This is a genomic window from Vibrio sp. STUT-A16 (assembly GCF_026000495.1).
Classification (GTDB): Bacteria; Pseudomonadota; Gammaproteobacteria; order Enterobacterales; family Vibrionaceae; genus Vibrio; species Vibrio diabolicus.
The window spans coordinates 388,520-414,286 of record NZ_AP026766.1 but is presented as its reverse complement, the minus strand read 5'-3'; the positions used below and the strand labels follow the sequence as shown (position 1 = coordinate 414,286).

At 44.0% G+C, this 25,767-nt stretch carries 20 protein-coding genes; 12 read left to right on the top strand and 8 right to left on the bottom strand.

Annotated elements, in window-relative coordinates; translation table 11 throughout:
* Nucleotides 1-4: 4 nt before the first annotated feature.
* Nucleotides 5-1,240, bottom strand: a complete 1,236-nt coding sequence (gene moeA / locus OO778_RS18390) for a molybdopterin molybdotransferase MoeA (protein ID WP_074190500.1) — start codon at nucleotides 1,238-1,240, stop codon at nucleotides 5-7.
* 287 nt (nucleotides 1,241-1,527) lie between these two features.
* On the opposite strand from moeA, the gene folE reads away from it, so the two are divergent.
* Together folE and OO778_RS18380 are read left to right on the top strand one after the other, a co-directional pair.
* Entirely contained in the window at nucleotides 1,528-2,181 is a 654-nt protein-coding gene (folE, locus tag OO778_RS18385) for a GTP cyclohydrolase I FolE (protein ID WP_006741127.1), read from the top strand.
* 275 nt (nucleotides 2,182-2,456) lie between these two features.
* Nucleotides 2,457-3,695 (top strand): NRAMP family divalent metal transporter, encoded by a 1,239-nt coding sequence (locus OO778_RS18380; protein WP_074190501.1) that lies wholly within the window; start codon nucleotides 2,457-2,459, stop codon nucleotides 3,693-3,695.
* 46 nt (nucleotides 3,696-3,741) lie between these two features.
* Here the strand turns inward: OO778_RS18380 and OO778_RS18375 are convergent, their stop codons facing one another.
* Nucleotides 3,742-4,689, bottom strand: coding sequence for a TDT family transporter (locus OO778_RS18375; protein ID WP_074190502.1), 948 nt, complete (start codon nucleotides 4,687-4,689; stop codon nucleotides 3,742-3,744).
* Between the two features lie 261 nt (nucleotides 4,690-4,950).
* Complete coding sequence (clcA, locus tag OO778_RS18370; RefSeq protein WP_074190503.1) at nucleotides 4,951-6,354, bottom strand: H(+)/Cl(-) exchange transporter ClcA; 1,404 nt, start codon at nucleotides 6,352-6,354, stop codon at nucleotides 4,951-4,953.
* 590 nt (nucleotides 6,355-6,944) lie between these two features.
* Between clcA and OO778_RS18365 the strand changes: the two genes are divergently transcribed.
* Nucleotides 6,945-7,424 (top strand): hypothetical protein, encoded by a 480-nt coding sequence (locus OO778_RS18365; protein WP_083612654.1) that lies wholly within the window; start codon nucleotides 6,945-6,947, stop codon nucleotides 7,422-7,424.
* Here the strand turns inward: OO778_RS18365 and OO778_RS18360 are convergent.
* Nucleotides 7,405-7,818 (bottom strand): helix-turn-helix transcriptional regulator, encoded by a 414-nt coding sequence (locus OO778_RS18360; RefSeq protein WP_005396084.1) that lies wholly within the window; start codon nucleotides 7,816-7,818, stop codon nucleotides 7,405-7,407. The genes OO778_RS18365 and OO778_RS18360 overlap by 20 nt on opposite strands.
* Nucleotides 7,819-7,913: 95 nt before the next feature.
* Between OO778_RS18360 and OO778_RS18355 the strand changes: the two genes are divergently transcribed.
* The 5 genes from OO778_RS18355 to OO778_RS18335 all read left to right on the top strand — a co-directional run bounded on the left by OO778_RS18355 (nucleotide 7,914) and on the right by OO778_RS18335 (nucleotide 13,739).
* Nucleotides 7,914-8,822 (top strand): aldo/keto reductase family oxidoreductase, encoded by a 909-nt coding sequence (locus tag OO778_RS18355; RefSeq protein ID WP_047008144.1) that lies wholly within the window; start codon nucleotides 7,914-7,916, stop codon nucleotides 8,820-8,822.
* Nucleotides 8,823-9,189: 367 nt separating this feature from the next.
* Complete coding sequence (locus OO778_RS18350; protein WP_006741121.1) at nucleotides 9,190-10,194, top strand: response regulator; 1,005 nt, start codon at nucleotides 9,190-9,192, stop codon at nucleotides 10,192-10,194.
* A complete protein-coding gene (locus tag OO778_RS18345; RefSeq protein ID WP_074190505.1) occupies nucleotides 10,194-10,631 on the top strand; it encodes a PAS domain-containing protein in 438 nt (145 codons plus the stop codon). Before OO778_RS18350 ends, OO778_RS18345 begins: the two co-directional genes overlap by 1 nt.
* A gap of 86 nt (nucleotides 10,632-10,717) precedes the next feature.
* Nucleotides 10,718-12,259, top strand: a complete 1,542-nt coding sequence (locus OO778_RS18340) for an NAD(P)H-hydrate dehydratase (RefSeq protein ID WP_074190506.1) — start codon at nucleotides 10,718-10,720, stop codon at nucleotides 12,257-12,259.
* A 436-nt stretch (nucleotides 12,260-12,695) separates the two neighbouring features.
* Complete coding sequence (locus OO778_RS18335) at nucleotides 12,696-13,739, top strand: GMP reductase (RefSeq protein ID WP_074190507.1); 1,044 nt, start codon at nucleotides 12,696-12,698, stop codon at nucleotides 13,737-13,739.
* 146 nt (nucleotides 13,740-13,885) lie between these two features.
* On the opposite strand, the gene OO778_RS18330 is transcribed toward OO778_RS18335, so the two are convergent.
* The 3 genes from OO778_RS18330 to OO778_RS18320 form a co-directional block, all read right to left on the bottom strand.
* Nucleotides 13,886-15,163, bottom strand: coding sequence for a linear amide C-N hydrolase (locus OO778_RS18330; protein ID WP_264912324.1), 1,278 nt, complete (start codon nucleotides 15,161-15,163; stop codon nucleotides 13,886-13,888).
* Nucleotides 15,164-15,646: 483 nt separating this feature from the next.
* On the bottom strand, nucleotides 15,647-15,973 hold the full coding sequence (locus OO778_RS18325) for a hypothetical protein (protein WP_170901855.1): 327 nt from the start codon (nucleotides 15,971-15,973) through the stop codon (nucleotides 15,647-15,649).
* 88 nt (nucleotides 15,974-16,061) lie between these two features.
* Nucleotides 16,062-17,753 (bottom strand): FAD-dependent oxidoreductase, encoded by a 1,692-nt coding sequence (locus tag OO778_RS18320; RefSeq protein WP_264912323.1) that lies wholly within the window; start codon nucleotides 17,751-17,753, stop codon nucleotides 16,062-16,064.
* A 283-nt stretch (nucleotides 17,754-18,036) separates the two neighbouring features.
* Between OO778_RS18320 and OO778_RS18315 the strand changes: the two genes are divergently transcribed.
* Entirely contained in the window at nucleotides 18,037-18,510 is a 474-nt protein-coding gene (locus tag OO778_RS18315; RefSeq protein ID WP_006741117.1) for a DUF1842 domain-containing protein, read from the top strand.
* 134 nt (nucleotides 18,511-18,644) lie between these two features.
* On the opposite strand, the gene OO778_RS18310 is transcribed toward OO778_RS18315, so the two are convergent.
* Nucleotides 18,645-21,326 (bottom strand): AAA family ATPase, encoded by a 2,682-nt coding sequence (locus tag OO778_RS18310; protein WP_264912322.1) that lies wholly within the window; start codon nucleotides 21,324-21,326, stop codon nucleotides 18,645-18,647.
* 1,361 nt (nucleotides 21,327-22,687) lie between these two features.
* On the opposite strand from OO778_RS18310, the gene OO778_RS18305 reads away from it, so the two are divergent.
* The 3 genes from OO778_RS18305 to OO778_RS18295 all read left to right on the top strand — a co-directional run bounded on the left by OO778_RS18305 (nucleotide 22,688) and on the right by OO778_RS18295 (nucleotide 25,688).
* On the top strand, nucleotides 22,688-23,986 hold the full coding sequence (locus tag OO778_RS18305; protein ID WP_074190511.1) for a hypothetical protein: 1,299 nt from the start codon (nucleotides 22,688-22,690) through the stop codon (nucleotides 23,984-23,986).
* A gap of 7 nt (nucleotides 23,987-23,993) precedes the next feature.
* Entirely contained in the window at nucleotides 23,994-24,941 is a 948-nt protein-coding gene (locus OO778_RS18300) for a formyltransferase family protein (RefSeq protein ID WP_242657417.1), read from the top strand.
* Nucleotides 24,942-25,136: 195 nt separating this feature from the next.
* Nucleotides 25,137-25,688, top strand: coding sequence for a tail fiber protein (locus tag OO778_RS18295; protein WP_264912321.1), 552 nt, complete (start codon nucleotides 25,137-25,139; stop codon nucleotides 25,686-25,688).
* Nucleotides 25,689-25,767: the final 79 nt, after the last annotated feature.

The window sequence follows — 25,767 nt, the reverse complement described above, 5'->3', positions numbered from 1 at the left end:
GTTCCTAGTATAACGTTGAGTTAAACAGTTGGATTTGAACCGTTTCGCCAACTTCCACACGGCCACGCTCACGTTCCAACACAACAAAGCAGTTTGCCAAACTCATTGAGCGGAAGGCTCCTGAACTTTGGTTGCCAGTGGTTTCAACGACAAATTTACCGTTTTCTAGAGTATAGATACCGCGTTGGTAGTCTGTACGTCCCGGCGCTTTCTTAAATGCGGTTTTAGTCGTCGCAGGGATAGACTCAGGTGCTTTCCATTCAGTGTGGCCTGCCAATTTAGTCAACATTGGTTGAACAAGTACGTACATTGTTAGCACCGCAGATACAGGGTTACCTGGTAGCCCACAGAACCAAGCAGTACTTAACTTGCCAAATGCGAAAGGTTTACCCGGCTTGATTGCCAGTTTCCAGAAACCGATTTCGCCAAGTTCTTCAAGAATGTCTTTGGTGTAATCTGCTTCACCAACGCTGACGCCGCCAGACGTTACAACTACATCCGCGAGAGTTTGTGCTTTTTCGAATGTTGCTTTTAGTGTTTCTGGGCAGTCAGGGATAATGCCAAGATCAATCGCTTCACAACCAAAGTTTTCAATCAGCGGCTTAATACCGTAACGATTACTGTCGTAGATTTGACCCGCCTTGAGTGGCTCACCCAATGGTTTAAGTTCATCACCTGTGGAGAAAAATGCCACCTTTGGCTTACGCACGACGGTGACATGGCTGACACCAAGAGAGGCAATCATTGGAATATCGCGCGGTGTCAGGCGCGCGCCTTTTGCCAATACAATATCGCCTTGCTTGATGTCGTCACCCGTAGGGCGGATGTTATTTTGCGGCTTCACATCCGTTTGGTTGAACTGAATACCAGCGTCGGTCACTTCCGTATTTTCTTGCATGATAACGGCATCACAGCCTTCCGGAATTTTCGCGCCAGTCATGATTCGAACACAAGTGCCTGCCGGCCATTCACCCTCAAAAGGCTGACCTGCGAAGGATTTACCTGCCAGAGGCAACACTGTAGACACTTCTAGGTCTTGAATACGAATGGCATAACCGTCCATCGCTGAATTGTCGAAAGGGGGCACGTGAATTGGCGATAAAATGTCTTCAGCCAGCACAAAACCCAGAGCGTCAGCAAGAGGAAGAGAAAGTGTCGTTTGGATAGGTTTGATTCGCGATAGCATCTTATCCATCGCTTCTTCAATTGGCATCAAGCCAGGTGCGTCGCAGCAGCCCATTGAGATAATCCTATGTTCTTTTGTTTTGTGGCAACTCTACCATAAAAGGGGACCGAGTAAGAATGTCCACCTATAAAATATGGGTGTAATTATTCAAAAATCCGAGTATCCTTGTCACCCATCCGAAAGGGGTAAAGTTCCTACGGAGCATGAGAAAATAGCTCAGTGTATTCTTGTTATGTGCCTTGGCGTTATAAACATCGGACTGAGCGACTTTAACGCTACGGGATGAAAACACGGCAATTGTATTTCACACCGAGAGTGGTAGTTACAAAAGAGGAAGTGGAATGTCAGGTCTTAGCGAGTCAGCAAAGTTAGTGAAAGAAGCGCTAGAGCAACGCGGGTTAGAAACACCAATGCGCCCTAATGCCGTTAGCCGTGAAGAGAAGAAGGAAAAGATTGAATACCACATGCGTGAGATTCTTGGTCTGCTTCAGCTCGACCTTACGGATGATAGCTTAGAGGAAACGCCACACCGCATTGCAAAAATGTACGTGGACGAGATTTTCTCTGGTTTGGATTACTCCAACTTCCCCAAGATCACCGTTATCGAAAACAAGATGAACGTGAGCGAAATGGTTCGCGTGAAAGACATTACTGTGACCAGTACGTGCGAACACCATCTTGTGACAATCGACGGAAAAGCCGCTGTTGCTTACATTCCTCGCGGTAAGATCATTGGCCTGTCTAAGATCAACCGTATTGTTCGTTTCTTTGCGCAACGCCCTCAAGTTCAAGAGCGTATGACCCAGCAAATCCTTGTTGCTTTGCAAACATTGCTTGAGTCTGACGATGTAGCGGTGACTATCGACGCGACGCATTACTGTGTGAAATCACGCGGTGTGATGGATGCCACCAGTGAAACCACGACTACAGCGTTAGGTGGTATTTTTAAGAGCAACCCAGCGACCCGTGCTGAATTTCTGCATGGCCTGCGTTAATCAAATCGACAAATAAAATTGAGAGAGGATGGCGAGTTGCCATCCTTTTTTATATCTTTTATATCCAAATCATCGTCAAGTGAGTCGCAATAAATAGTAATTATGCAATTGTGTATTGACAGTCACATTCGTTGCTCTTAATATATGCGCCCAATGAACGACTACAACTTGTAATCGTTTGTTTTAAAAAGAGATATTTCTCTAAGTTCAGCTGATCTCGGTCAGTTGTATTTCTATTTTCTAATAATAGAAAGACAACAAATTTGGGACTCGGCATGACTACACAAAGCACTATCAGCACCTCCTCTATTTCAGCTCCAGTTAAAGAAAGCAGTTGGCAAAAGAAAGCCATGCTTAGTGTCGCTTTTTTGATGGCGACAACCTCTGTTGGTCCCGGCTTTTTGACTCAAACCGCAGTCTTCACAAATATCTACAAAGTCGACATGGCATTTCCTGTTTTGGCTTCCATTTTTATCACATTTGGTATCGTGATGAACTTGTGGCGCATTGTGGGCGTTTCTGGCATGCGAATCCAAGACATTGCGAACAAAGTGGCACCCGGCATGGGTTATGGTGTTGGTATTCTCCTTGCGCTTGGTGCAGTGGCGTTTAACTTTGGCAACGTGAGTGGCGCAGCGTTAGGCATCAATGTGCTAACGGGCGTGGACACAACATGGGGCGCACTGTTTACCGGTGTCGTTGGCTGTTTGTTGTTTGTGGTTCATAACGCTTCCAAACGAATGGACCAAATGGCCCGCTATCTTGGCTTGTTTATGATTGTTCTGATCGCATACGTGGCTATGACGAGCTTACCTCCGATGGGAGAGACACTAAGTGCAGCGGTGATGCCTATGGATGTTGGTAGTTTGCTTCTGCCTACGTTGACTATCGTTGGCGGCGCAGTTGGCGGTTACTACACGGGTGCACAACGCCTAGTAGACATCGGCTTGAAAGGCAAAGAGAACGTGCCTTCCATCACCTCAACAGCGTGGGCTGGTATTTCTATCGCGGTGGTTATTCGAATCCTACTGTTTTTGGCGGTGTTTGGCGTTATCGCGACAGGCGCAACGCTGGATACAGCTAACCCTGCGGCGGATGCTTTCCGTCAAGGTGCGGGCCAACTCGGCTACTTCATCTTTGGCTTAGTACTGTTTGTAGCTTCCATCACGTCTGTGGTTGGCAACTCTTACATGGCTATATCATTAATTAAGACGCTTTTCCCAGTTGTGGCGCGAAACGAGAAAGCGTGGTGTGTTGGTTTCATTATCCTAACCGCGCTAGGCACGGTAACCATGGACATGCCAATTCTTCTTTTGATGCTAGCGGGCCTAGTGAACAGCATTATTCTTCCTATCGTTTTGGGCACTGTATTGGTTGCGACAAAACGCAAAGATATTGTCGGTGACTACCAACACCCAATGTACTTAACGCTAACTGGAGCAGCGATTGTTATCGTAATGGCGGCATCGAGTTTGACTAACATTGGGAACTTCATGGCGAAGTTTGCGGGTTGATGTCTTATTGATAGAGATGAACAGCGGCCTCAGATGAGGCCGTTTTTTATGCTTGTTTAGAGGGCGACTTAACGATTTCTGGCCAATACATTTTGACGTAACCTGCCGATACCCAAACCACTAACACAGTCGCAATACTGAGCTCTAAAAAGCCAAAATCGTGTAGCCAGTGCCAATGTGGATGCGATTCGGCAAAAAAGGAGGTTAAGCGGTGCATCGCAATGGCACTGATCACGGAAGGAAAGGTTACCGCCGCGATAGAAGGTTGAAACTTCAGTCGAAGTAAGCGGAAGTAACACAGGTAGATCAATAACGTCATTGTGATAGCAATCCCTGCTAATGCGCCAGTCAGTATCGGATCGGGCAGGGGAAAGTTCACCAAGTATGCCGCCAATGACAAGTTTACCGGTGCGGCCATAATTGCGAGGGTCGGCCTGGCTCGTCTCGGTAGAGATCCGAAAAACACCAAACGATAGAGCACCAGCGGTAACATAAAGAAATAAATGCCAATGCACATCATCGCTAAGGTTTCAGAGAATAGGTTGTGACCCAATTGGGAGCCTGCTAATGAGCTGCTGATCAGTCCCACTGGATAGAGAAACCAGCTAGGTACAATATTCGACATTTTGAAGTTCATTAGCTGAAAGCTAAAAAACAGTACCATCATAGTAAAATGCAGCAAAAGTGCCATAAACCAGAGTGGATAAGCAATGATTGGCGCTACAGAAGCAAGATAATCTGCAAGGATCAGTAACGCCATACTCATGGGGGCCATTAAGCTACCGCTCAATGGGTGACGAATGTCGACCATAAATAATCGTGGATTCGTGGCATATTTTATCAGCACAGGGGCGAGTAAAAGCGCGCCGAGTGACGCTAAAAATGGGCGTATTGGTTCACCAATTTCAGGGACATAGAGTGCCCAAGCTTGTCCTAAACCTATCATACCTAGCGCTAACGCGGCTTGAGACGGCGGAACGCTATAAAACTGCACAAGTCTTCTCCAGTTCAAATCTACTCCATTTGATTTTTGCCTGAATGAAACGAAACGTGATGATTTGGATGAAATGCTCTATTTGAGTAGCGAATACTAGCAAGTTTAGAGAGTGCTTACTCATGAAAGGTGGTGAGGAAATATCAGAGAATGGTGTTTTTGTGAGTTTGGTATCGAATATTTTGGAAAAGATGTAAAAATGTAGAGTTTATCGCTCCAAACCCTTCGATAGTTTGGAGCGAAATAATAACAAAGCGAGAATTATGTCGATTGGTTTTCAGGAAGATCCTGCTGACGTAACTTATCGTTTTTGATTGTACGATGTAGCAACTGGCTGTAAATCGGTTGTCCGCCAAACAACTGAGCAATAATCACGGCACCTAAACAAGTAATGATAAGTGGTAGAATTAAGTAGTAGTTATTGGTCATTTCAATCACCAACAAAATGCCCGTGATCGGTGCGCGTACCGTTGCAGCAAACAGGGCCCCCATGCCCGCAATAGCAAATACGCCAGGTTCGATATCAAGCGTAGGAAGCAACACATCAGCACTCGCTCCGAATGCATAGCCAAACAAGGTCCCCAGAGCAAGCATCGGTGCAAAGATACCACCCGGCGCACCAGAGCCAAAGCATAGCAACGTCGTGATGACGCGACCAAAGAAAAGCAGAACTAAAACGGATACCGAGTAGTTGCCATTGGTAATATCAGGAATAAGGCCGATGCCACCGCCAGTTAGCTGTGGCACGTATAAGAGAAGCAGACCAAAAATGCCACCAAGTAGTGAACCCACAATTAAATAGCGTTTACGATCGTTTTTGTGAATTGCGACAAAACTGTCTTGTGCCACGGTAATCAATTTATTGAAGATCACTCCGAATACGCCAAACAATGCGCCAAGCAATAAAAATAACCAAAGGGACTGAAGCTCTGGAGAGTGATATTGCGGCATTGTGATGACAGCGTCTTGCCCGTTGATGGCGCGAAACACAATGTTGGCCATAATAGCAGAGATGATCACCGCGCGAATTGAGATCAGAGAATAGCGAAATTGAGGTCGCATTTCCTCCACAACGAACATAATGCCAGCGAGTGGGGCATTAAAGGCGGCAGCCAAACCACCAGCGGCACCTGAAGCGAGTAGGGAATGACGAGTATCGTCATCTTTCACACGGAAAATATCGGTCACCATTCGACCGACAGCACCGCCCATTTGCACCGTTGGGCCTTCACGACCGAGCACCATTCCGGAGCCAAGTGCGCCCATGCCGCCGAAGAATTTTACTGGCAGGACTCGCCACCAACGCACAGGGCGAATGTTGTCCATCGCGCCTTCAATTTCAGGGATACCTGAGCCCGCCGCCTCTGGGGCAAAGCGGTGAACAAGAAAGTAGCCAATAAAAGCAAGCAACGCGCTGATCAGCACCGCAGCAAGCCAAAGAGGAAGTACGCTACCGATTTCGCTTCTTAGCCATTCGGTACGAGTTTCAGAAACAAAATGAACCGCAAGTTCGAAGTAAGTGCCGACAAAACCAGCTAGTGTGCCAACGATTGCGGCCATAATCAGGACAGAAAATGGTGTGGACCCTCGAGAGACAAACTGGTTAATCGCATCTTTCGGTACGTGCGCTAACACAGATTTCACAATTCTCTCTCGTTTGGTCATTAACAAGTTCTCCTGTTGCTGGTGGAAGGGACGCGAGAAAGTATACGCTTCGCAGAGTCTAGACCTAATCAATAAAGATGCAATTTAGCTTTTCACTATTGAGTGTTCGAAGTGTCGCGATGTCATTCATTCACCAAGACTGTGCTATTGCTCTCATAATTTGGGATAAAAAACTTGTTTTTTGAGCAAAATGAACCATGCTTTAGGTGTAAAGCAACATGACTGCTTCAGAAGGAGGGATGTGAGGTTTTACACACAACTTGGATGGATTCAAACCCTACGGTAAGTCCTCGTTTTATGTTCGGGATGCATCAATAGACATCTCCGATTCGCACACTCACGATTGAGTAACGAGGTAGAGGCGCACGCAAATGTGCGCCTTCTTAATTTCTGCTCTACAACTTTCCGCACTACCTGCCACTATTTTTATCTTGAACAATTTCTACTAGTCGGTAATGTCTGGGGTCGATGTTAATCAACCAGAGTAATTCATGCGCTTTTATCCTCGAGTCCTGTTTTCTTTATGTTGTTTTTCGGTAACGTTTCCAGCATTTTCAACCCAGAGTTGGTGGCAGGACACGTTGTCTGCAATGCCGTACTCCAATTTAAGAGAGCGTATAGAAACAAAGGGAAGCTGGTATCGCTGTGACGTGCAGCAGCAAGATGCTTCAACGTATTTCAGCACATTTTGTTTGGACGATTTTTCGTACTATCAGCAGCATCTGTATGGTGAAGTTGTTTTGGGAAAGGACAGTGCTCAGTTCTCTTTTTTGACCGAATATCAATGGCAAAGTCTCAATGACTTAATCCTCAATTTAAGAACAGACGGATTGGTTTTACGCAATATAACTATCGGACAAGAACACTATGACGTCGTTGAAGCGCTGGAAAAGAAATCTTCTGAGCTCGTCGATAAAGAAGTTATCTTGTTGATAAACCGCTATCCGCAAGAAACGATTCGAAGCTTATTTTGGGTAAAACCGGACGAGTTTTCGTCGCCATCACCGTCTTTAAATGTGGAATTGCACAGCGATGGCGAAATTATCGATGTTAAAGTGACTCGTTTTTAGATTCTTTATGGAGAGATAGGAAGGTCGCCATCGCAGACTCGTCCAAAAATCCATCCGATTTTTTGTGCGCACGCAGGTATTGATAGCCAGCGATGAGCTTACGGTGCTGTTCTTCTGCCTCATCTGGCAACGGCTGATTCATAACGTGTTGAAATGCAAGTTTGTACGCATCCATATCTACGACTTCAGCGCGGCGATATAAATAACCACATCCGGTCGCTAACCATTCAAGAGAGCAGTTGGCTCGCATCGCAATTTGATTTGCTTTCGTTAGGCTCGGTTCACTGCCTTTTAAATATTTGCGTATTAAAGCTTCAGACACATCTACGCGTCGTGCAAATCCGCTGATGCTTTCTTCTCCGATCAAGGTGGCTAGGCGTTGGGCAAAAGACATATTTCGTACTCCAGTTCGAATTGCCAAAGTTTACCCGTTGAGCCGATGTGAAAACAAGACTACGATGAATGCAGATCAATTGAAGGAGAAAAACCATGGTTGCAAAAGTTGTGACTGCACCAAAAGGTCCTGAGTTCTCAGAGCTGGTCCAAGGATATTGGCGTGCAGTTGATTGGGGCATGACTGCTCAAGAGCGTTTGTCATTCCTCAAGCAACATATTGAGTTAGGCATTACCACGGTCGATCACGCGGACATATACGGTAATTATGAGTGTGAGAAATTGTTTGGTGAAGCACTTGCTCTCGATAAGAGTGTGCGAGAGCAGATTCAGATCGTCACAAAGTGTGATATCAATCTGTGCGGAGATAAAACACCAGAGCGTAAGATCAATCACTATGATACGAGTTCCGCTCACATCTACCAATCGGTGAATAACTCGCTTGAGCGTTTGAATGTGGACGAAATCGATGTGCTTTTAATCCATCGCCCTGACGTGTTAATGGATGCCGATGAAGTGGCTGAAGCATTCTCAGAGCTACACAAAGTGGGTAAAGTGAAGCACTTTGGTGTATCTAACTTTACTCCACGTCAGTTCGAATTGTTGCAATCTCGTTTGGGTAAGCCTCTTGTGACTAACCAAGTGGAAATCAACCCGCTTAATTTTGAGGTTGCACATGATGGAACGCTTGATCAAATGCAAATGTTGCGCACGCGCCCAATGGCTTGGTCTTGCCTCGGTGGTGGCTCAATCTTCAGTGGTGACAGTGAGCAAGCCGTTCGTGTTCGCAACGAATTAGAAGCGATTCGCGAAGAAGTGGGGGCGACTAGCATTGACCAAGTGATTTACGCTTGGGTACGTCGTTTACCATCTAACCCAATTCCAATCATTGGCTCTGGTAAGATTGAGCGTGTGCAAACGGCAGTAAATGCGCTGAATATCGAATTGACTCGAGAGCAATGGTATCGCGTATGGGTGGCTTCTAAAGGTCACGGTGTGCCATAGACGTGACATTTTATTGATGAATACATTATTCAAGGCACCCTATGAAAGGGTGCTTTTTTATTGCTACGCGATACCGATTTACCCAGTACTCATACTGAGCAGATAGAGTGGGAGTAAAAACGGATTTTTAATTTAAAATGCAACTTTGTGCTTATTTTTAATGGAGGCGTTTTATCCATGTTTGTTTCATGTCACTAAACAGCGAATGGGATGTTTGCTTTTTCGCCATTTTGTTCACTCATCCATTCATATTGCGTATGCTTATTGAATAAAAAAAGAAATAAAAACTCGTCAGTTTTCTCGTACTACATGCTGTAACAATCTGTTAGACTCCGGCGCAGATTGTGGAATATAAAAAGGTGATTGAATGTCTTTTCCCGTACTCATCTGTGATGATTCAGCGTTAGCACGCAAACAGATGGCGAGATCACTACCAGCCACATTGAATGCCGATATTACGTTTGCTATCCACGGAAAAAATGCGCTAGAAGAACTCGAAAAGAACGAGTTTAAATTGATGTTTCTTGATTTGACCATGCCAGAAATGGATGGCTTTGAAACACTAGAAAACATGCAGCGGTTAGGGAATACAACTCCGGTGGTTGTGGTGTCGGGGGATATCCAACCTAAAGCGAAAGAGCGCGTGTTCGCACTGGGTGCAAAAGCGTTTATTCAAAAACCGATCGCCAAAGATGAACTCAAGAATGCGCTTAAAGAGTTGGTTGAGCCAGAGCCTCGTCCTCAAATTATCACGCCTGTTTCTATTGAGTTACCGATTTTACGTCGTCGCGATATTTATATGGAAGTGGCGAACGTCTCTATTGGTCGAGCCGCAGATGCATTGGCGCGTCATTTTGATGTGTTTGTGCAATTACCGCTTCCGAACGTTAATATTTTCGAAGTGAGCGAACTACACATGGCACTCCGTGACTTAGCGTCGCATGATAACGTATCGGGCGTTTGTCAGGGCTTTTGTGGCGAAGGTATTGCGGGTGAAGCGCTGGTGATTTTGAGCGATTCGAGCGTATCGGATCTCAAGAAGTTGATGAAAGTGCCAGCTGATAGCGACGAACTGGAAGAGCTTGAGCTGCTCATGGATATTTCCAATATCTTGGTGGGGTCATTCTTAAATGGCTTGGGCGAACAATCTGAAGTGCGATTCTTCCAAAGCCCTCCAGTGCTTCTTGGTCAGCATATATCAATTGATTCGATCATTGAGTCTACGACGGGCGCATTCAGCCGCACCATGACATTCGAGGTGAGCTACAACATTGAGGGAACGTCAATCCGTTGTGATTTATTGTTTATGTTCGTCGATGAATCTTTGCCGCTGCTCGATAACAAACTGTCATATCTAATGGAGGAGTTCTAATGTTGAATATGCCAGCAGAGTTTGAACAATTCCATTGGATGGTAGACATGGTACAAAACGTCGACATGGGGCTCGTCGTCATTGACCGAGATTATAATGTGCAAGTGTGGAATGGGTTTATGACTCATCACAGTGGTTTGCAATCTCATGATGCAATTGGTCGTTCTATCTTTGATATCTTCCCTGAAATCTCGCAGGAATGGTTTAAGTTAAAAACAAAGCCCGTGTATGATTTAGGTTGCCGCAGCTTTATTACGTGGCGCCAGCGTCCTTACTTGTTCCGCTGCCGTAACGTACGTCCTGTCACTCAGCAAGCGGAGTTTATGTACCAGAACGTTACGCTGAACCCCATGCGTACACCGACTGGGAAAATCAATTCGTTGTTTTTATCTATACAAGACGCGACGGCTGAAGCATTGATGTCTCAGAGTCAGTAGCGATAAAAAACTTTCTCAAAAGCCAAGGTTCGCCTTGGCTTTTTTGTATACTTATAATTGTGTTTCCTAATGCGCAGAACGTGAAGATGGACTTTAATCTCGCCCTAAAACTCTACACCGCAGAACAAGTAAAAAACGGTGAAACGCTGGCAGCGCAAATGGCTGGTGTTTCTATGTATAGCCTAATGCAACGCGCAGGTATGGCTGTGTATGAGCGTTTTTTACACTTGTATCCCAAATCAAAAAATATCTTAGTCATTTGTGGCAAAGGGAATAATGGTGGTGACGGATACGTATTTGCCTCGCTTGCTAAACAAGCGCAACTCAATGTACAGGTTTTCCAACTTGGTGATGTGACTGCGCTCAAAGGTGATGCTTTACGCGCATATCAAGATTGGCAGTCCATCGATGGTGTTAACAATGATTGGGATGAGTGGAATACCGCATTGCTAGAAGCCGATGTGATCATTGATGCCATGTTAGGCACTGGTTTAAGTGGTGAGGTTCGTTCGGAGTACCGTCGCTACATTGAGCAAATCAATCAAATTCACACCCCAGTGATTGCAGTCGATATTCCTTCCGGGTTGTGTGCAAATACAGGTGCTATTTTAGGCGATGCCATTCATGCTAAGCATACTGTAACCTTCATTGGTGTTAAGCAAGGCTTGTGCACCGGACAAGCGAGAGATCGAGTTGGTGAACTCCACTTTTGTGGGTTGGGTGTAAATGTTGAGTTTGATTCTATCGAAGTAGAAAGTGCACTAGGTATTGATCATCAGGTTGTTTCAAGGTTAATGCCCAAGCCAAACCCGACAGCACACAAAGGTGGCAATGGCAAACTACTTTGTGTCGGTGGTAACCAAGGTATGTCAGGAGCGATTCGCTTATGTTCCTCCGCTGCGGTTAGATCCGGAGCGGGTTTAACTGCCGCAATTACTCACCCGAGTAGCCTTATCCCACTACAGATTGGCTGCCCAGAAGTAATGAGCCAAAGCATCACCGCCGACTTACTCAGGGATACTGAGAACGACTTAACCAAACGCATTCGCTGGGCTGAAGTATTGGTGTTTGGTCCAGGTTTTGGTGATGATGAGTGGGCTTATCAAGCCTATCAATATCTGGCTCAAGAACAGAAACCTAAAGTTGTTGATGCTGATGGGCTCAATATTCTAGCGATGCTAAGCCAACGATGTGATGGCACTTTGGTGTGCGACAACCAGCGAGTGATCACGCCGCATCCTGGAGAGGCAGCTCGACTATTAAATGTGACCACTCAACAAATAGAAAGTGACCGATATTCTGCTGCAAGACAACTGCAAGAGCGTTATGGCGGTGTGGTGGTTTTAAAAGGCGCGGGAACACTTATTTACGATGGAACGAGAATGTACGTCTGCCTAGCGGGTAACGCCGGAATGGCGACGGGCGGAATGGGAGATGTGCTATCAGGTGTTATTGGTGCGTTGCTAGCTAAAGGGTTACCCATTTCCATTGCGGCACGTTTAGGTGTGGTACTCCACAGTCATGCTGCGGATATAAACGTGAATCAGCATGGTCAAATTGGTCTTTTGGCAAGTGATGTAGTTAGCACACTTCGTACCGCTATCACCCAAGAGCTCTATCAAACTTAATTAGATTTCATGCATTGTTGAGAAAAATGATCGATTTTTTTTGGGTACTTTTTCCGAATTCGCAGCGCATCTTAGTATTAGGTGATTGAGTTTTAGGCAGATTTGAGAGGTTGTGCGTTTTCATTTTAAAGGTATGACGCAAAGGTTTGCGCAAGAGGTTAACTTAAACGTTTTCTTAAGTTGTTGATAATTATAAATAATGAGAAAAAATAACGACTTGAGGAGTGTTTTTGATATGCGATTATCAAGATAGTATCACAAAAAAAATTCAAATATCAGACTTGTAGGAAATAAATCACAGCCTATAATGCTGAAAACCGGAGCGTCTGCCAACGCTCCGGTTTTTTTGTGTCCGAAGAACAGTGAACTCGTCTGCCAACGAAATCACTACGCACTCTGAGATGACACATATACATATGAATCAAGGAATTACACAATGCGTATCGAACAAGAACTTAAGTTAGGTTTTAAAGATGTACTGTTTCGCCCGAAACGTTCTACCCTTAAGAGCCGTTCTCAAGTAAATTTAACCCGCGATTTTACATTCAAGCATAGTGGTCGTCAATGGTCTGGTGTGCCTGTAATCGCAGCAAACATGGATTCGGTTGGTAGCTTTGCAATGGCTAAAGCGCTAGCTGAGCATGGTGTAATGACTGCTGTTCACAAACATTACACGGTAGAAGATTGGGCTGAGTTTGCTAAATCAGCTGATAACGCAACCCTGAATAACGTAATGGTGTCTACGGGAACATCTGACGCAGACTTCCAAAAAACCAAAGATATTATGGCGCTTTCAGATGAATTTATTTTCATCTGTATCGACATTGCAAATGGTTACTCAGAGCATTTAGTCGAGTATGTTGAACGCGTGCGAGCAGAGTTCCCAGACAAGGTGATTTCTGCGGGTAACGTGGTTACTGGTGATATGTGTGAAGAGTTGATCCTCGCTGGTGCAGACATCGTGAAAGTAGGCATTGGCCCTGGCTCAGTTTGTACAACTCGTGTAAAAACGGGTGTTGGTTACCCGCAGCTTTCTGCAATCATCGAGTGTGGCGATGCAGCGCACGGCCTTGGTGGCATGATCATCGGTGACGGCGGTTGCTCATGCGCAGGTGATGTATCCAAAGCATTCGGCGGCGGTGCGGACTTTGTTATGCTAGGCGGCATGTTAGCGGGCCACGAAGAGTCAGGCGGCGAAGTGATCGAGAAAGACGGCGAGAAGTTCATGAAGTTCTATGGAATGTCGTCGAAGAGCGCGATGGAGAAGCACTCAGGTGGTGTTGCTGGTTACCGCGCAGCCGAAGGAAAAACCGTACTATTACCTTACCGTGGAAGTGTTCACGGCACTATCCAAGACATCCTTGGTGGCGTTCGCTCAACTTGTACATACGTGGGTGCAGCAAAGCTTAAAGAGCTAACCAAGCGTACTACATTCATCCGCGTTCAAGAACAAGAGAACAACGTGTTCGGTAAAGAGTAAATCGACTGAATGTAACAAGTGTAAAAGCAACCATACGTTATATCTATAGCAGATAAAACTATACTATATGCAGCTATGAGCCAGAGTGAGATTGATTTCTTACTCTGGCTTTTTGCTTCTCATTTGTTTGCGCTTCAAAATTAACTCTAAGCGATTTTAATAGTTGGTCGAGATTCGACTTGTTCAAACGGTAATGATGTTGTAACTGGCATGAGCTGTAAAACGCTTGAAATCTGACAGTCTCTATTTAATCCAATATAGTCTTTGACATTGGCTACTCGCCAAGTCATGTCTCCGTAAGTACGCAGATAGAACGCGGGTGACTGATGACTGTTATGTCTAATAACGCTCCATTGGGTGATATCACTAAAAAAGACTTCAGGGTTATCGGATGTCTCAAACTCATTCGCCATGATGCCCAAAGGTATATCAACGCGATTAAGTAGCTTTTGTCCGAGTGAGAAGGCTTCGTCGAAGTTAGTTGGTTGTTCGCTTAACTGCTTAATTGCATAGGTTTGTACAAATCGAGACGGCGGTGTTGGGTCGGCGGGTAGACCCATCAAGCCAGCGCCATTGATTGATTGAAGTGGGCCAGGCACTTGGACATGACGTTGCATGGTTACTTCATTGTTCGGTTCTGGGTTGTAGTTGCGCAAATTGGAAAAATAAGAGAGGTGATTGACATGCCAATGGTAATTTGGGCAGTTAGTCATTACTCCAACGTAGGAGTGGTCCACAACCACTTTATAATCATCAAAGTCGTATTCGGTACATTGATAGCGTGCTTGCTGATTTTCCTCTTTGCTGAACATATCGTTTTCTTTAAATGCTCGATAGATATGCATATTACCGTTAAGAAACTCAATGACCGCACTGTCATTATTTGCATCGTGAATCACGAAATGCTGGTCCAACGTCATGTTGTCACTCTCTGTTTCACCAGTTGAAATAGTCGAGTTAAACACGTAAACGGGGTGAGTAGTGAAGTACGTCACCATCTCGTCCACAGTATTAAACGTAGACAAGATAAAAGTACCAAACAGGCAGCTGCCTAATGCAAAGGCATCATCAGGGATGTGAGAGGTCGATACATTTTGATTGAGAATGGGCAAGTATAGCGATCCGACGGAAAGGCCGGATTCATTAATGCCATCAGCTGTTAAAAGAGGGTTATTATATCGGGTAATGGCGTTGCAGTGGATGAAGCTTAATTTTCCCTTCCAACTTGCTTTAAACTCACATTCTTTACTGTGACGTTGTGGCGGCTGACCATTAAAAACACGGTCGGCTTTTTCATCGGAAGTAAAGGTCGTAATTTGGTAAGTTTGTTGGGCTCTAAACCAAATCTCGGTCTGAAGGTTAACTGCAAACTCCATGGTTCTAGCGGATAAGGTTTGGTTGTTGCAACCATAATTGATATTCACATCTGTACACATAGCCATGCTTTCCGTTGTTTATTTTGAATGATGCATATCCAAGAAACTCTCTGAATCAAATGCTTAGAGATTACGTGGATATAGAAGAATTGCGCTTTAATAATGGTTTTAGCCATTGAGATAAGCGCATGCTATTAATTTAAGCATTCAATCAAAAAACGTCAGTAGCAGTTTAGTATCAGTTGATAGAGTTAAAATAAAAAGTGATGTATTAAGTAAAAATCTTTGATCTTAGAACTCAATAATATATTTATTTTTTCAATCTTGGTTACTCTAGATTTAAAGTTGATTTTAAAAGTGATTTGTATTGATTCGATTATCTTGCAGTGGTGATATAAAGTGAGAACATAAAGTTAACAATTTCAGATTGTGATTGAAAATGGGGAGGGTTTTCAATCCAAATACCGAGAAATGAAACTGCCCGAGAAGTTGTGCAACTGTCTCGGGCGAAGTGATGAATCGGGTAAGCGGCTATAAAGTTTTCTCACAAGAACCGCTAAGTGGTGGAGATATTTTTAAATTATCATTAAAGATTTCCACAGCGACGGGGCCTTTATTTTCGTCTTTTGCATAGAATGCACAGGACTTGTTCCCAGTATAGGTTTCACCTGCCTTTTTGAAACTGTAGTACCAGGAGTCATGGGTAGCGGCACCGGATTCAAAACTAGCAGATTCAGATTGTTCGCCAGTATTCAAGTCGAAACGGACCTCCATTTCCGGAGAGTCTTTAAATCTCACATATCCGGTGATTTTATCGCTGGAGTTATTTTTAACGTAAAATGAACCCTTAGTTGTCATAATTTTTCCTCTTTTTTTAATTTCTATACGTAATAGAACGGCCAAATGACGGTCTGTTAATATATGCTTCTTAAGATGCATATTGATGTTAAATGATGGTCTTATTAGTTCTAAGATGATTAAACTTATCCTTAGCGTATTTCTCTTTTATACCGATTAAGTCGCGGTAGCTTCGATCAAAATAAACGCTTGTGGGAATTGCCGGATCTTTAAAGCTGATGAAGGCACCATAGGTTCCCGGTATATCAGCTTCTCTGGCTTTATCAATCCAGTCCATGGCTCTGTTTACATCAACAAGTACTGGGTTATTTTGTAGTTCTAGTTTTTGCTTTATCTCTTCATTCCACCAGGTTTGGTATTGGACTGTATATTGACACTGGCGGTAGGGGAAAGATATGTCTTCAAGGTCGTCTGAGTGATGATAAAAGCCACCAGTGATCGCACCTAAGGTTACGTAACTAAATAGCCCTTGATCGCGGTTTTCTGGCTTTATCAAAGGTGAAGTTAAGCTTTGCAAAAGTGCAGTATAGCCTTCTGCTTTAAGACCTCGCTCTGATACCAATCGCGAAGTGATTTTGTGAGGTGCTGGGGCGTCATAATCTGGAGGGAAAGGAGAACCGCTTTGACACAAAGAATCGCGCCCCCATGTGCTCATCAGGGAGTGATCGTATTTCTTCCCGTCAAAATCAGTGCCATGTGCTTCATAGACTTGAACTAAATCAGGGGAGCAAGCGCCAAATTGAACGGCTATAAATTGGTCAAGATCTTGCACTGTTCCTTCCCAGTAACCGTACATAGTGCAGTGATGGCTTATTGTGTCGATATCGCAATGGTTAGGTAATTCAGGCAGAGCATCAATTTGCAAGTTGGTGCCGAGAAGTTTAGCCGTATCGAGACTTTTTATAGCCTGTTCCCAATTTTTTAGCACATCTATGGTAGGGTGCGATGGTATTGGCTGAAGCATACCGTTGATTTTTTTGTAAAGGTTCCACTCAAGTTCGAAGCGGTGGATCTCTTTGGGTAAAGGGAATGTTTTTACGCGTAGCTCGGTAACAATGCCATAACTCATGCCTCCGCCGCCTCTTAGTGCCCAAAATAGGTGGGGGTTGGACTCTGCTGAGACTTCTGTGATCGTACCATCACCCAATACCACGGTTGCACTCACTAGGTGCTCACAACACATGCCGTATTTTCGCGTCCAAGGGCCCCATCCTCCGCCTTGAATATAGCCAGTCAACCCAACTGTGGCACAGGTTCCATGTGCAATCATTCGATCATGCTCTGCAAGTTTTGGTGTCAGTTGATAGAAGCGATAGCCAGCACCAATGGTGGCAATATTTTCACACAATTGGAAGGTCTTAATTCTGCTCACGTCAATCAAAATGACGTTGTCACCACTGCATTCACCTGCGTGATCATGCCCTCCTGAGCGAACGCGAATCGGGAGACTGAATCGAGTTGCTGTTAGATAGGCTTGCTGAACTTCTTGCGTACTTTCGCACATGACAATGACAAAGGGTTGGTGTTGATAGCGAGTATTGAAGATGAGTGACTCGACTTGATATTGGTTCAAACCGGGAACCGGTGAAACCGTGTTTTCAAGTGGTGTCAGTAGTCGCTCTTTAGGAAAACCGCATTTATCCATTTTCTGAATAAACAGTTTGGCATTATTGATTGAGATTGAGTACGCATTAAGTACAGCGAGGCGTTGTATTTGAGGGTTAGGGTGCTGTTCTACCACTTGGTTTTCTTTAGTTCCCTGCATCCATTCTTGTTCCATTATTTTTTCCATTTGGCTTATGTATTGAATAGTTGTTCAAATATTAACTCGCATGCATATGTTCGCCATATCAGTTTGGTATCAGTTGTTCTGTACAAATCGCCAAAAGCATCAGCGAGAGAGCAATAATATCTGGTTGATGAAAAGAACGAGCGGCATCTGCGTGACCTTAGATAATTTATGTAGTCAAGTAGATCTGATCCTAAAGTGATACTGAACTTGAATGACGTGGTATCTACATTGAATGGGTCACTAACGACAATAAATTCAGTTGGAGAACACAATGAAAATGGAATCAAAAGAATCACAAGCAATTTTTACTGCTCATTATCAAATTGGTAACGGCTTACCTGGAGGAGTGAACTTCGATGTTAATCTACTCGTGGCCAGCGAAGACAAATCAATAGTGGGTAAAGGACATATCTTTCAGGCCATTAACCCACCGTTAAATGTGGTGTCTGATCTCAATGGCAGTTTCAACTATCAATGCACGATGCGTGATTGTCATATCATGGTGACGTTGCAGGGCTACCAACCTTACCTAGGCATTGCTCCTCTAGGAGCAGATCTTCACAACGTAACGCTCAACATCCTACTTAATGATGATTGGAAATCAGGCGTGGCATTCTATCGATATAAAAATAGTTCAGGTAAATGGGTTGAAGTAGCAAATCAACGCGTTACTCTACTTTTACCTGAGCATGTTCCTAGCATCGAAAACTTTAAGGTGGAGCAAAGTGAGCATGCGCCAGCATAAATCTAATCAGCGATGACACTGTGCCAAAACACAGATATTCGATGGTTTCGAATATCTGTGTTTGACGAGGTAAATCGAGCAAACAAGATGATTTGACAGTGCAATTAGTCGACTTTCTTCGTTTATTGAATATTTCATGGTTGAGTAGATGTGAAGAGCCAATGGTCGAGCTCATCAACACTTATTTGAGCCTGGTTCAGTTGATGCTTACGCGCGGCCTGATTGAAGTTTAACAACTCAGAGACGGAGCTGGACTGGTCGAGTAAGGCAAGCATCAGATTCGCTTGTTCAATATAAAAATCACCCCATGGATGCGGATCTTCTCGGGTGAAGTTAGCAAGCTTATCGCGATATTTTCGAAGTAGCGTAGGCTGCTTATACTGCCACGCTACTTGGATTCCTTGTTGGTAAAAGCGTAAATAGTTATGACCAACACAGGTAGATTCTAGCCAAGCCTCACCAGTGCGCAAAGCGGAGAGGGCCGTTGATTCATCGCCACAAACAAGTGCCTTGGTAGATACGAGCCAAGGACCAATAAAATTGTGTAGCTTATTGATATGAACAAGATCTAGAGCCGTGTCGATGTCCGAAAGGGCTTTCTCCTCTTTTCCCTGATACCAGTGCAATCTTGCACTGGACTCCAAAAGAAAAGCGACAAATCGATGAGCATTAAGCTGTTTTGAAAGTTGCAGAGCGGTCGAGATTTCGTTTTCAGCTTGCACCAATACATTACGGTCGAGAAAGATCCATGCTGCCGTAAGCCTGGAAACAATTTCTGCTCGGCGGTTTGCAGTGAGGTAGGCAAGATTCGAGGCATGCTGAGCCTGTTTTAGTGCTTCGTCAGATTGCAGTTGATAGATCATCACTGTTGCCAGCATGTAGCGATTGGCAGTTTCAATCGAAAGCAACTGATGCTCTTCACACAGTTGCAAACACTCGGTTAAGTGCTCGTATGAGCGAGCCATTTTTCCTTGTGCGTAGGCACAATCACCGAGGCCGCCAAGCGATTTTGCTTTCGCGCGAAAACAGTTTGCTCGCTGACTGTAATCTAATGCAAGTAAATGTTCTTTCTCACATTCGTCTAGCTGCCCAGTAGGGAACAGCATATTACCTCTCATCGAGTGGATTTCACACAAAGATTTATTTAACGTCAGCTTTTCGCACAGGGCTTGGGCTTGGTCTAAAATCGACATCGCTTGTACAAAGTTGTCGGTTAAGCGGTAGGGGTTAATGAGGTCTAAATAGTATTGAACACGTTCAGGATCATTTTCTGTGTGATGAACCGCTTGCTCAAGAACCTCAATACTCTCTTTGATGCGTCCCATCGAATACAGGCAGTTTCCTTTCATATTTAGTGCATACGCCATCTGTTCTTTAGGTGACTCTTTAATAGCGTACTCAATAAGAGTCAGTGCTTTTTCAAACTGATAATTACTCAGGTAATGTTTGGCGGTCTGTTCAAGAACAGTAAATACACCTTCGACCTTGGCATGATTAATATGGACGGCATATAAGAATCGATCTCGGTTCTCATACCATTTTGCACAGGCCATGTGTATTTTTGAACACTGTGACTTGTCTATTTGACGGAAAACAGCATTGCAAATCAAATCATGATGGAAAAGGTATTGATCGCCATTGAGTTTTACTAAGCCAGCGTCGACTAACTTATCTGGTACGTAGCCGGGAATTCGAGTGATTTCACGCAGTTGCTCCAGTTGAAAGCACTGCCCCAACACAGAGGCAGTACAGAGTGCTTGGCGATCTTGGTCTGGAAGTTGAGCTAATTGTATCGAAACTAAATGTTCCAATGACTCCGGAACGTCTTTATCAAACTGAGAGCAAAGCAGTGTTTGGCGCAAGTATAGAGGATGGCCTTTCGCAAGCTTTATACAGTCATTGATATGTTTATTCTGTTGGCATGTGATTGAGCAAGCTAACTCGTAAGACTCTTCAGATGATAACTCCCTAAGTTCGATTAGATTCACGTTGGCAAACCAAGATTGTTTGGAACTAAGTCGTTTTTGCTGCCTAAACGTCAGAAAGAGTAAAATATTGGTTTTTGTGATATGAGGTAGCAGTGTCTCAAGAAATGCCAACATTACCTCGTCGGCCCAATGGACATCTTCAACAATTATCAAATGCGGTTTGCTGGTCTGCCGTTGTTGAATTAAGAAAGGGATAGATTGCTCTATCGTTTGTTTCAGCGTTTGGAACTCCATTAAGTTCAGCAACTGCTTTTCTGATTCGTTGAGTGCTACCCCCATTAACCAATAAAGGCAGAGGTGGAAAGAAGAGGGAATTGATGACTCGACAGTTTGCTGACGAATAGAATCATCGGTATCTTCACGAGTAAATGAACAAATTGCCCGAGTGAATATATTTTGAGGGGACAAGAGATCAGCACTACCATGATTCAGGATTTGAATCTCTGTGGTTAAACACGAGGATCGATTCAAAGACGCAATGACCTGGTTGAGTAGGCTGGTCTTTCCTATCCCTGCGGTACCAGTAATACAATACGTTTGGCCTGCTTCTTGTTTTTGCCATCGCTTGATTCCGCTATTTAATGTTTCTAGTTCAAGTTTACGCCCTACAAAACAGTCAGTATGGCTTTGGTGTAAGGATACAAGATGCCAGTTGTTGAAGTCTGGCTCTCCTGTTAGAAACGGTTTTATTGGTCTGGCACAATTGGACGAGATAAAGCAAGGACAAGCAGCTATTTCTCCCCAAGGGATTTTAACTAGGATTTCATTGATTGGGGTTATCGCATTCGGATGTTCCGATAGCTCAGTGACTCGATGCTTGTATTTCACATTGATAAAAGACCGAATCGAAGCCGAAAGAGCAACCTGTAATTGAAGGGCTAGTTGTCGAATTCGTTCAAAAACATATTCGTCCGATTCCTGTATAGACCAAGTAAGAACAAACGTCCGGTTTTGTATTATGGGTGTAGTGTTTTGGCTGAAAAGTAATGTTTGCAGAGTCTTTACGGTCAAATCACACTTTGCTTCGATTGCAAAAATAAAAAAATATGGTGGTGATGAAGACACATTTGTAAGTAATGGTTCTGAGGCGCGATCTATTAAGAGGTCCTCTACGGGGACAGAAAAGTATTCCGCGAGATTGGATGCGGTACGATACAGCACATTCGCCCCAGACTCTGCTCGCTTTATGGAAGCAATAGATACGACAAAACCCTGTTGAAAGCATTCTTCCGCCAGTCTTTCTTGGCTCAGTCCTAATTTCTTTCTCAGTTCTTTGAGTCGTAATACGTTGAGTGGAATTCTTCCATCCCTATTTGCCATATTTCACTCCGTTGTAACGTATAGCTTTTCCCAGTAAACCTGAATCGATTGGATATGTTGAGTGAATAAATTTATCTTATTTCACCACATATAATACTAGTAGTTAAAATGTTATATACGAAAATGAAATGGGCATTTTAATCTTCAAACTACCTTAATTCATTGTTGTATTAGTGGTGTTTTTGTTATTAATAATTTTGATAGTTGTTGTTGTGAATTCATGTTTTTCTTAATAAGTTTTTTGAAATATCTTTAAATGTATATCTTTTAAAAGATTGCACACCTTCAACTTATATTGGATTATATTAAACTTTAACAATTAAATTCTTTAATTTTAAAGATATAAATTGACAATTTTATTTTTAGTGTTTTTTTTATTTCTATTCTGGCGAGTTAAGTTTTTCTAGTCTATAAATTAAATATCGGCAATTTCTAAATAACTGCCGATAAAAATAATTTTAATTTCAATATTATAAATAGTTGGCTTTATACAATGGATATTGGCTTTTTCTGCCTGTTAAAAGGATTTCATATTACACCACACTTGAATGCCGCGCTTACCTCTATCAAGGAGACTGCGTGGCTGCCACATGTCAAACGATCTTGTTATCGAGGGGATTGGCAAGCGCTTGCTTTAGAAGAATCCTATCGAAAGGCCTATTACCCTAACTATTTACTACTCTCTGAATTTCCAGAATTGGAACTGTTTTTATCTCAATTTTTCTGCCCAATTTTGTCAGTACGGTTTATGAAATTAGATCCGTGAGCTCAGATATTATAACGCCGAGCTTATGGCGTATGTTTTTCTCAAGTACAGGCTTGTTTACATCATTAACAACTGCTACAGCGGCAATTGAGGTTCATGAATTATGCAAAAGGGCTCACCTATAGAATTCTACCAGCAACGTCCTCAATCTCGTGAGACGGTCGGTGGTGAAGAAGTGCAGCAACAAACTCAACAGTTTGGTTTTGCTGAACCCGAAATGGATGAGCTGCTTAAGTACTCATTACGGACTCAACTTGAGGCTATGCTCCAAAACCAACTCAGCACGGCTGAACGCCAACGGCAACTGAAAGAGAGTTTCGCTGCGGCAGTTGAGCTCGTATTGAAGGAGACGAAAGTTGAGCACCGAACACTGGTGCAAGCCTTTCAGAGCATGTATGGCAACGCTTGCCAATCTCTTTCTCTGGCTAAACTCACTCAAGAGGAACTGACCCGACAGTACATTTCCACATCTGGGCTGGTGATGTCTCCACTTAACTGTAAACACACCATCAAAGATGTGTACCGAATTAAAGGCTTTGCGTGTGGTACAAACAAAGCTATCCAACAAATGCTTGCCAACAAGCCACAGGTTAAAGTGCTTTATCCAGCTTGCGGCCCCTTTGCACCATTGCTGCTGCCTTTACTTGCTCACTACAAACAAAGTGATCGGATTAGCGCAGAGCAGCTTCAGGTGACACTAGTAGATATTCACCCCGGAGCGATTAAAGCACTCAATCAATTGATCGCGGATCTCGATATCGCAGACTACATTGAAGCCTTAGTGGAAGAAGATGCTACCCAATTTTCGCCAACTCAAACGTTTGATCTCCTGATACTTGAAGCGATGCAGCATGGATTTAGTCGGGAAGGGTTTCTCAGCATCGCGAAACATTTGGTTCAATATTTACATATTCAAGGCGAAATGATCCCCAATCAGGTATCTGTGCGCGCCATGATGGTCATCGGGGAGACGGAATTTAATCAACAATGGGAAAAAGCAGAGTATGCACATTCCAACCATTGCCAGCCGGAAGCGATAGATGATCGAATTGATCTTGGAGAAATTCTTAACGTCAATAAAGCCATGTTGCTCAGAAGCGAGATTTTTGAGCTAGATGGTGGAATAAAAATGCTGCAAGGCAACACCATTGAGCTGCCGAAAGATGTGCCAGATATGGCAAAACGTATCCTCGCCATTTACAGCCATATCGATACTTACGGAGATGCGATGGTCGGACAATACGACTCTGGTATTACCCATCCTAAACCCGACATGACTTTTTATGTGGATGCCAAGCCCAAAGCTGTTGAACACCATTACTTTGAAGCGAAGGGAGGGGATAAGGTCAGTTTCTATTATCAGTTAACCGGATTGCCAGGTTTTGTCGCCACCCATGGATGATTTCGATATGCAGCAAAAATACGTCGTTTTTACAGGAAGTTGTTACGCCTTGCCCATCATTCAGTTGTTGGCACAACAGCATAAATTGGCGGGCGTGGTAGTACCGGAAGGAGAACTAAATCCTGACTTACAGCAGCTACAGAGCTATCTGAGCGCTCAATCGATTCATATTGCTCAGTATACCGCCAATGACAGCAGTGCTTTGATAGCGCAACTCGATGCTTGGCGAGTCACGGATGGCGTCATCTATTTGTTCAGGCACATAGTTCATTCCTCGCTGTGTCAGTTTTTCAACGGAAACTTGTACAACATTCATCCGGGAAAGCTGCCCGAGTATCGAGGCCCGATGCCTCTCTATTGGCAATTAAGAGACGGTTTAGACACCTTTAGCCTCACCCTGCATCGTCTTGATGCATCGGCTGATTCCGGCGCTATAGGAATGGAGTTAGAGGTACCATTTCACCCGTTTGAGACCTTAACCAGTGCTCAGCAAAAAGCGTCACAAATGACGGCTAAGCTGATGTATGACTTCCTCATCGCGCAACAAAAGAAAGGGCTGGTTTGGCGTGAGCAAGTATCAAACCTCAACGAAGTGGCACGAGCAGTAAACCAACATGATCTGCACATTCGTTGGAACGTGCAAACGAGTCGCGAAATCGTCAATTTAGTGCGAGCAGGCAATCATGACTTCGGTGGTGCGATGTTGAGCTTGCCAAATGGTGTCGCCAATGTTTTGCAAGCAAGCGCAATGGAGACTTCTTTAGTCGGTGTTGAGGCGGGGAGCATTCTCGAGATCAGCCCACAGCATGGGTTACAAGTGAAAACGTTAGATAGCGCCATATCAATAGATGTTATTGCTACACAGCAAGGCGTGTTTTCGGGTTATCGCTACGCGCAAATGGCTGGGCTGGACGCTGGGATGTCATTGCTTCAGCGCTCTTCGGCCTGCGAGTAAAGAAATATCTCAATACGGCTCTTTGCGGCATTAATGAAGCCCGCAACGGTATTTAGTAATGCGAGATTGGAAAGTTTTACCCAACCACACCAATTACGTTATGGGTTGGTTTTAACTTAAGTGTATACGTTAAAAGGAAGAACAGTATGGCTACAGAACCGTATCTTGGGACACTAACCGCATTTGGCGGCAATTTTGCAATTAGAAATTGGGCAAATGCAGGCAATTGAAGATAATCCAGCACTCTTCTCTCTAGTTAGCACTCTATACGGAGGTGACGCCCGAACTACCTTTGGTTTACCTGATTTGCGTGGCCGCAGTCCAGTTGGTGTAGGCACACGACCTGGGGGGATGGATTATCATCAGGGAGAAAGATTGGGTACTGAACTGGTAACTATTGATATAACCCAAATGCCAGCACACTTACATACGGCAATTTTTACCCCTCTTGGCACTGCTGCACCTGTAACAGGCAGGATGCAGGTTGCTACCAATGCTGCAAATACACAGGTACCCGATAGTAATTCGTATATAGCGCAAAACTCTACCCCCGGGTTCTATAAACCGACGTTTCAGCAACCAGATTTGACTGAGATCGAAGGCTTAAGTATGTCTGGTGGTGGCTCGGAAGGAGGTACTGTAACTGTGACTGAAACTGGCGGTTCAGAGCCACTTAATATTTTGAGCCCGGTATTGCCGATTAATTGGTTAATTGCCACTGCGGGAGTATACCCACCGCGCAGCTAATCAACCAAGAAAGAATTGGCTGAAACTTTCGCTAATCCTTTCTTATAAAAAAATTAAATATTTAAGTTGATTATGATAA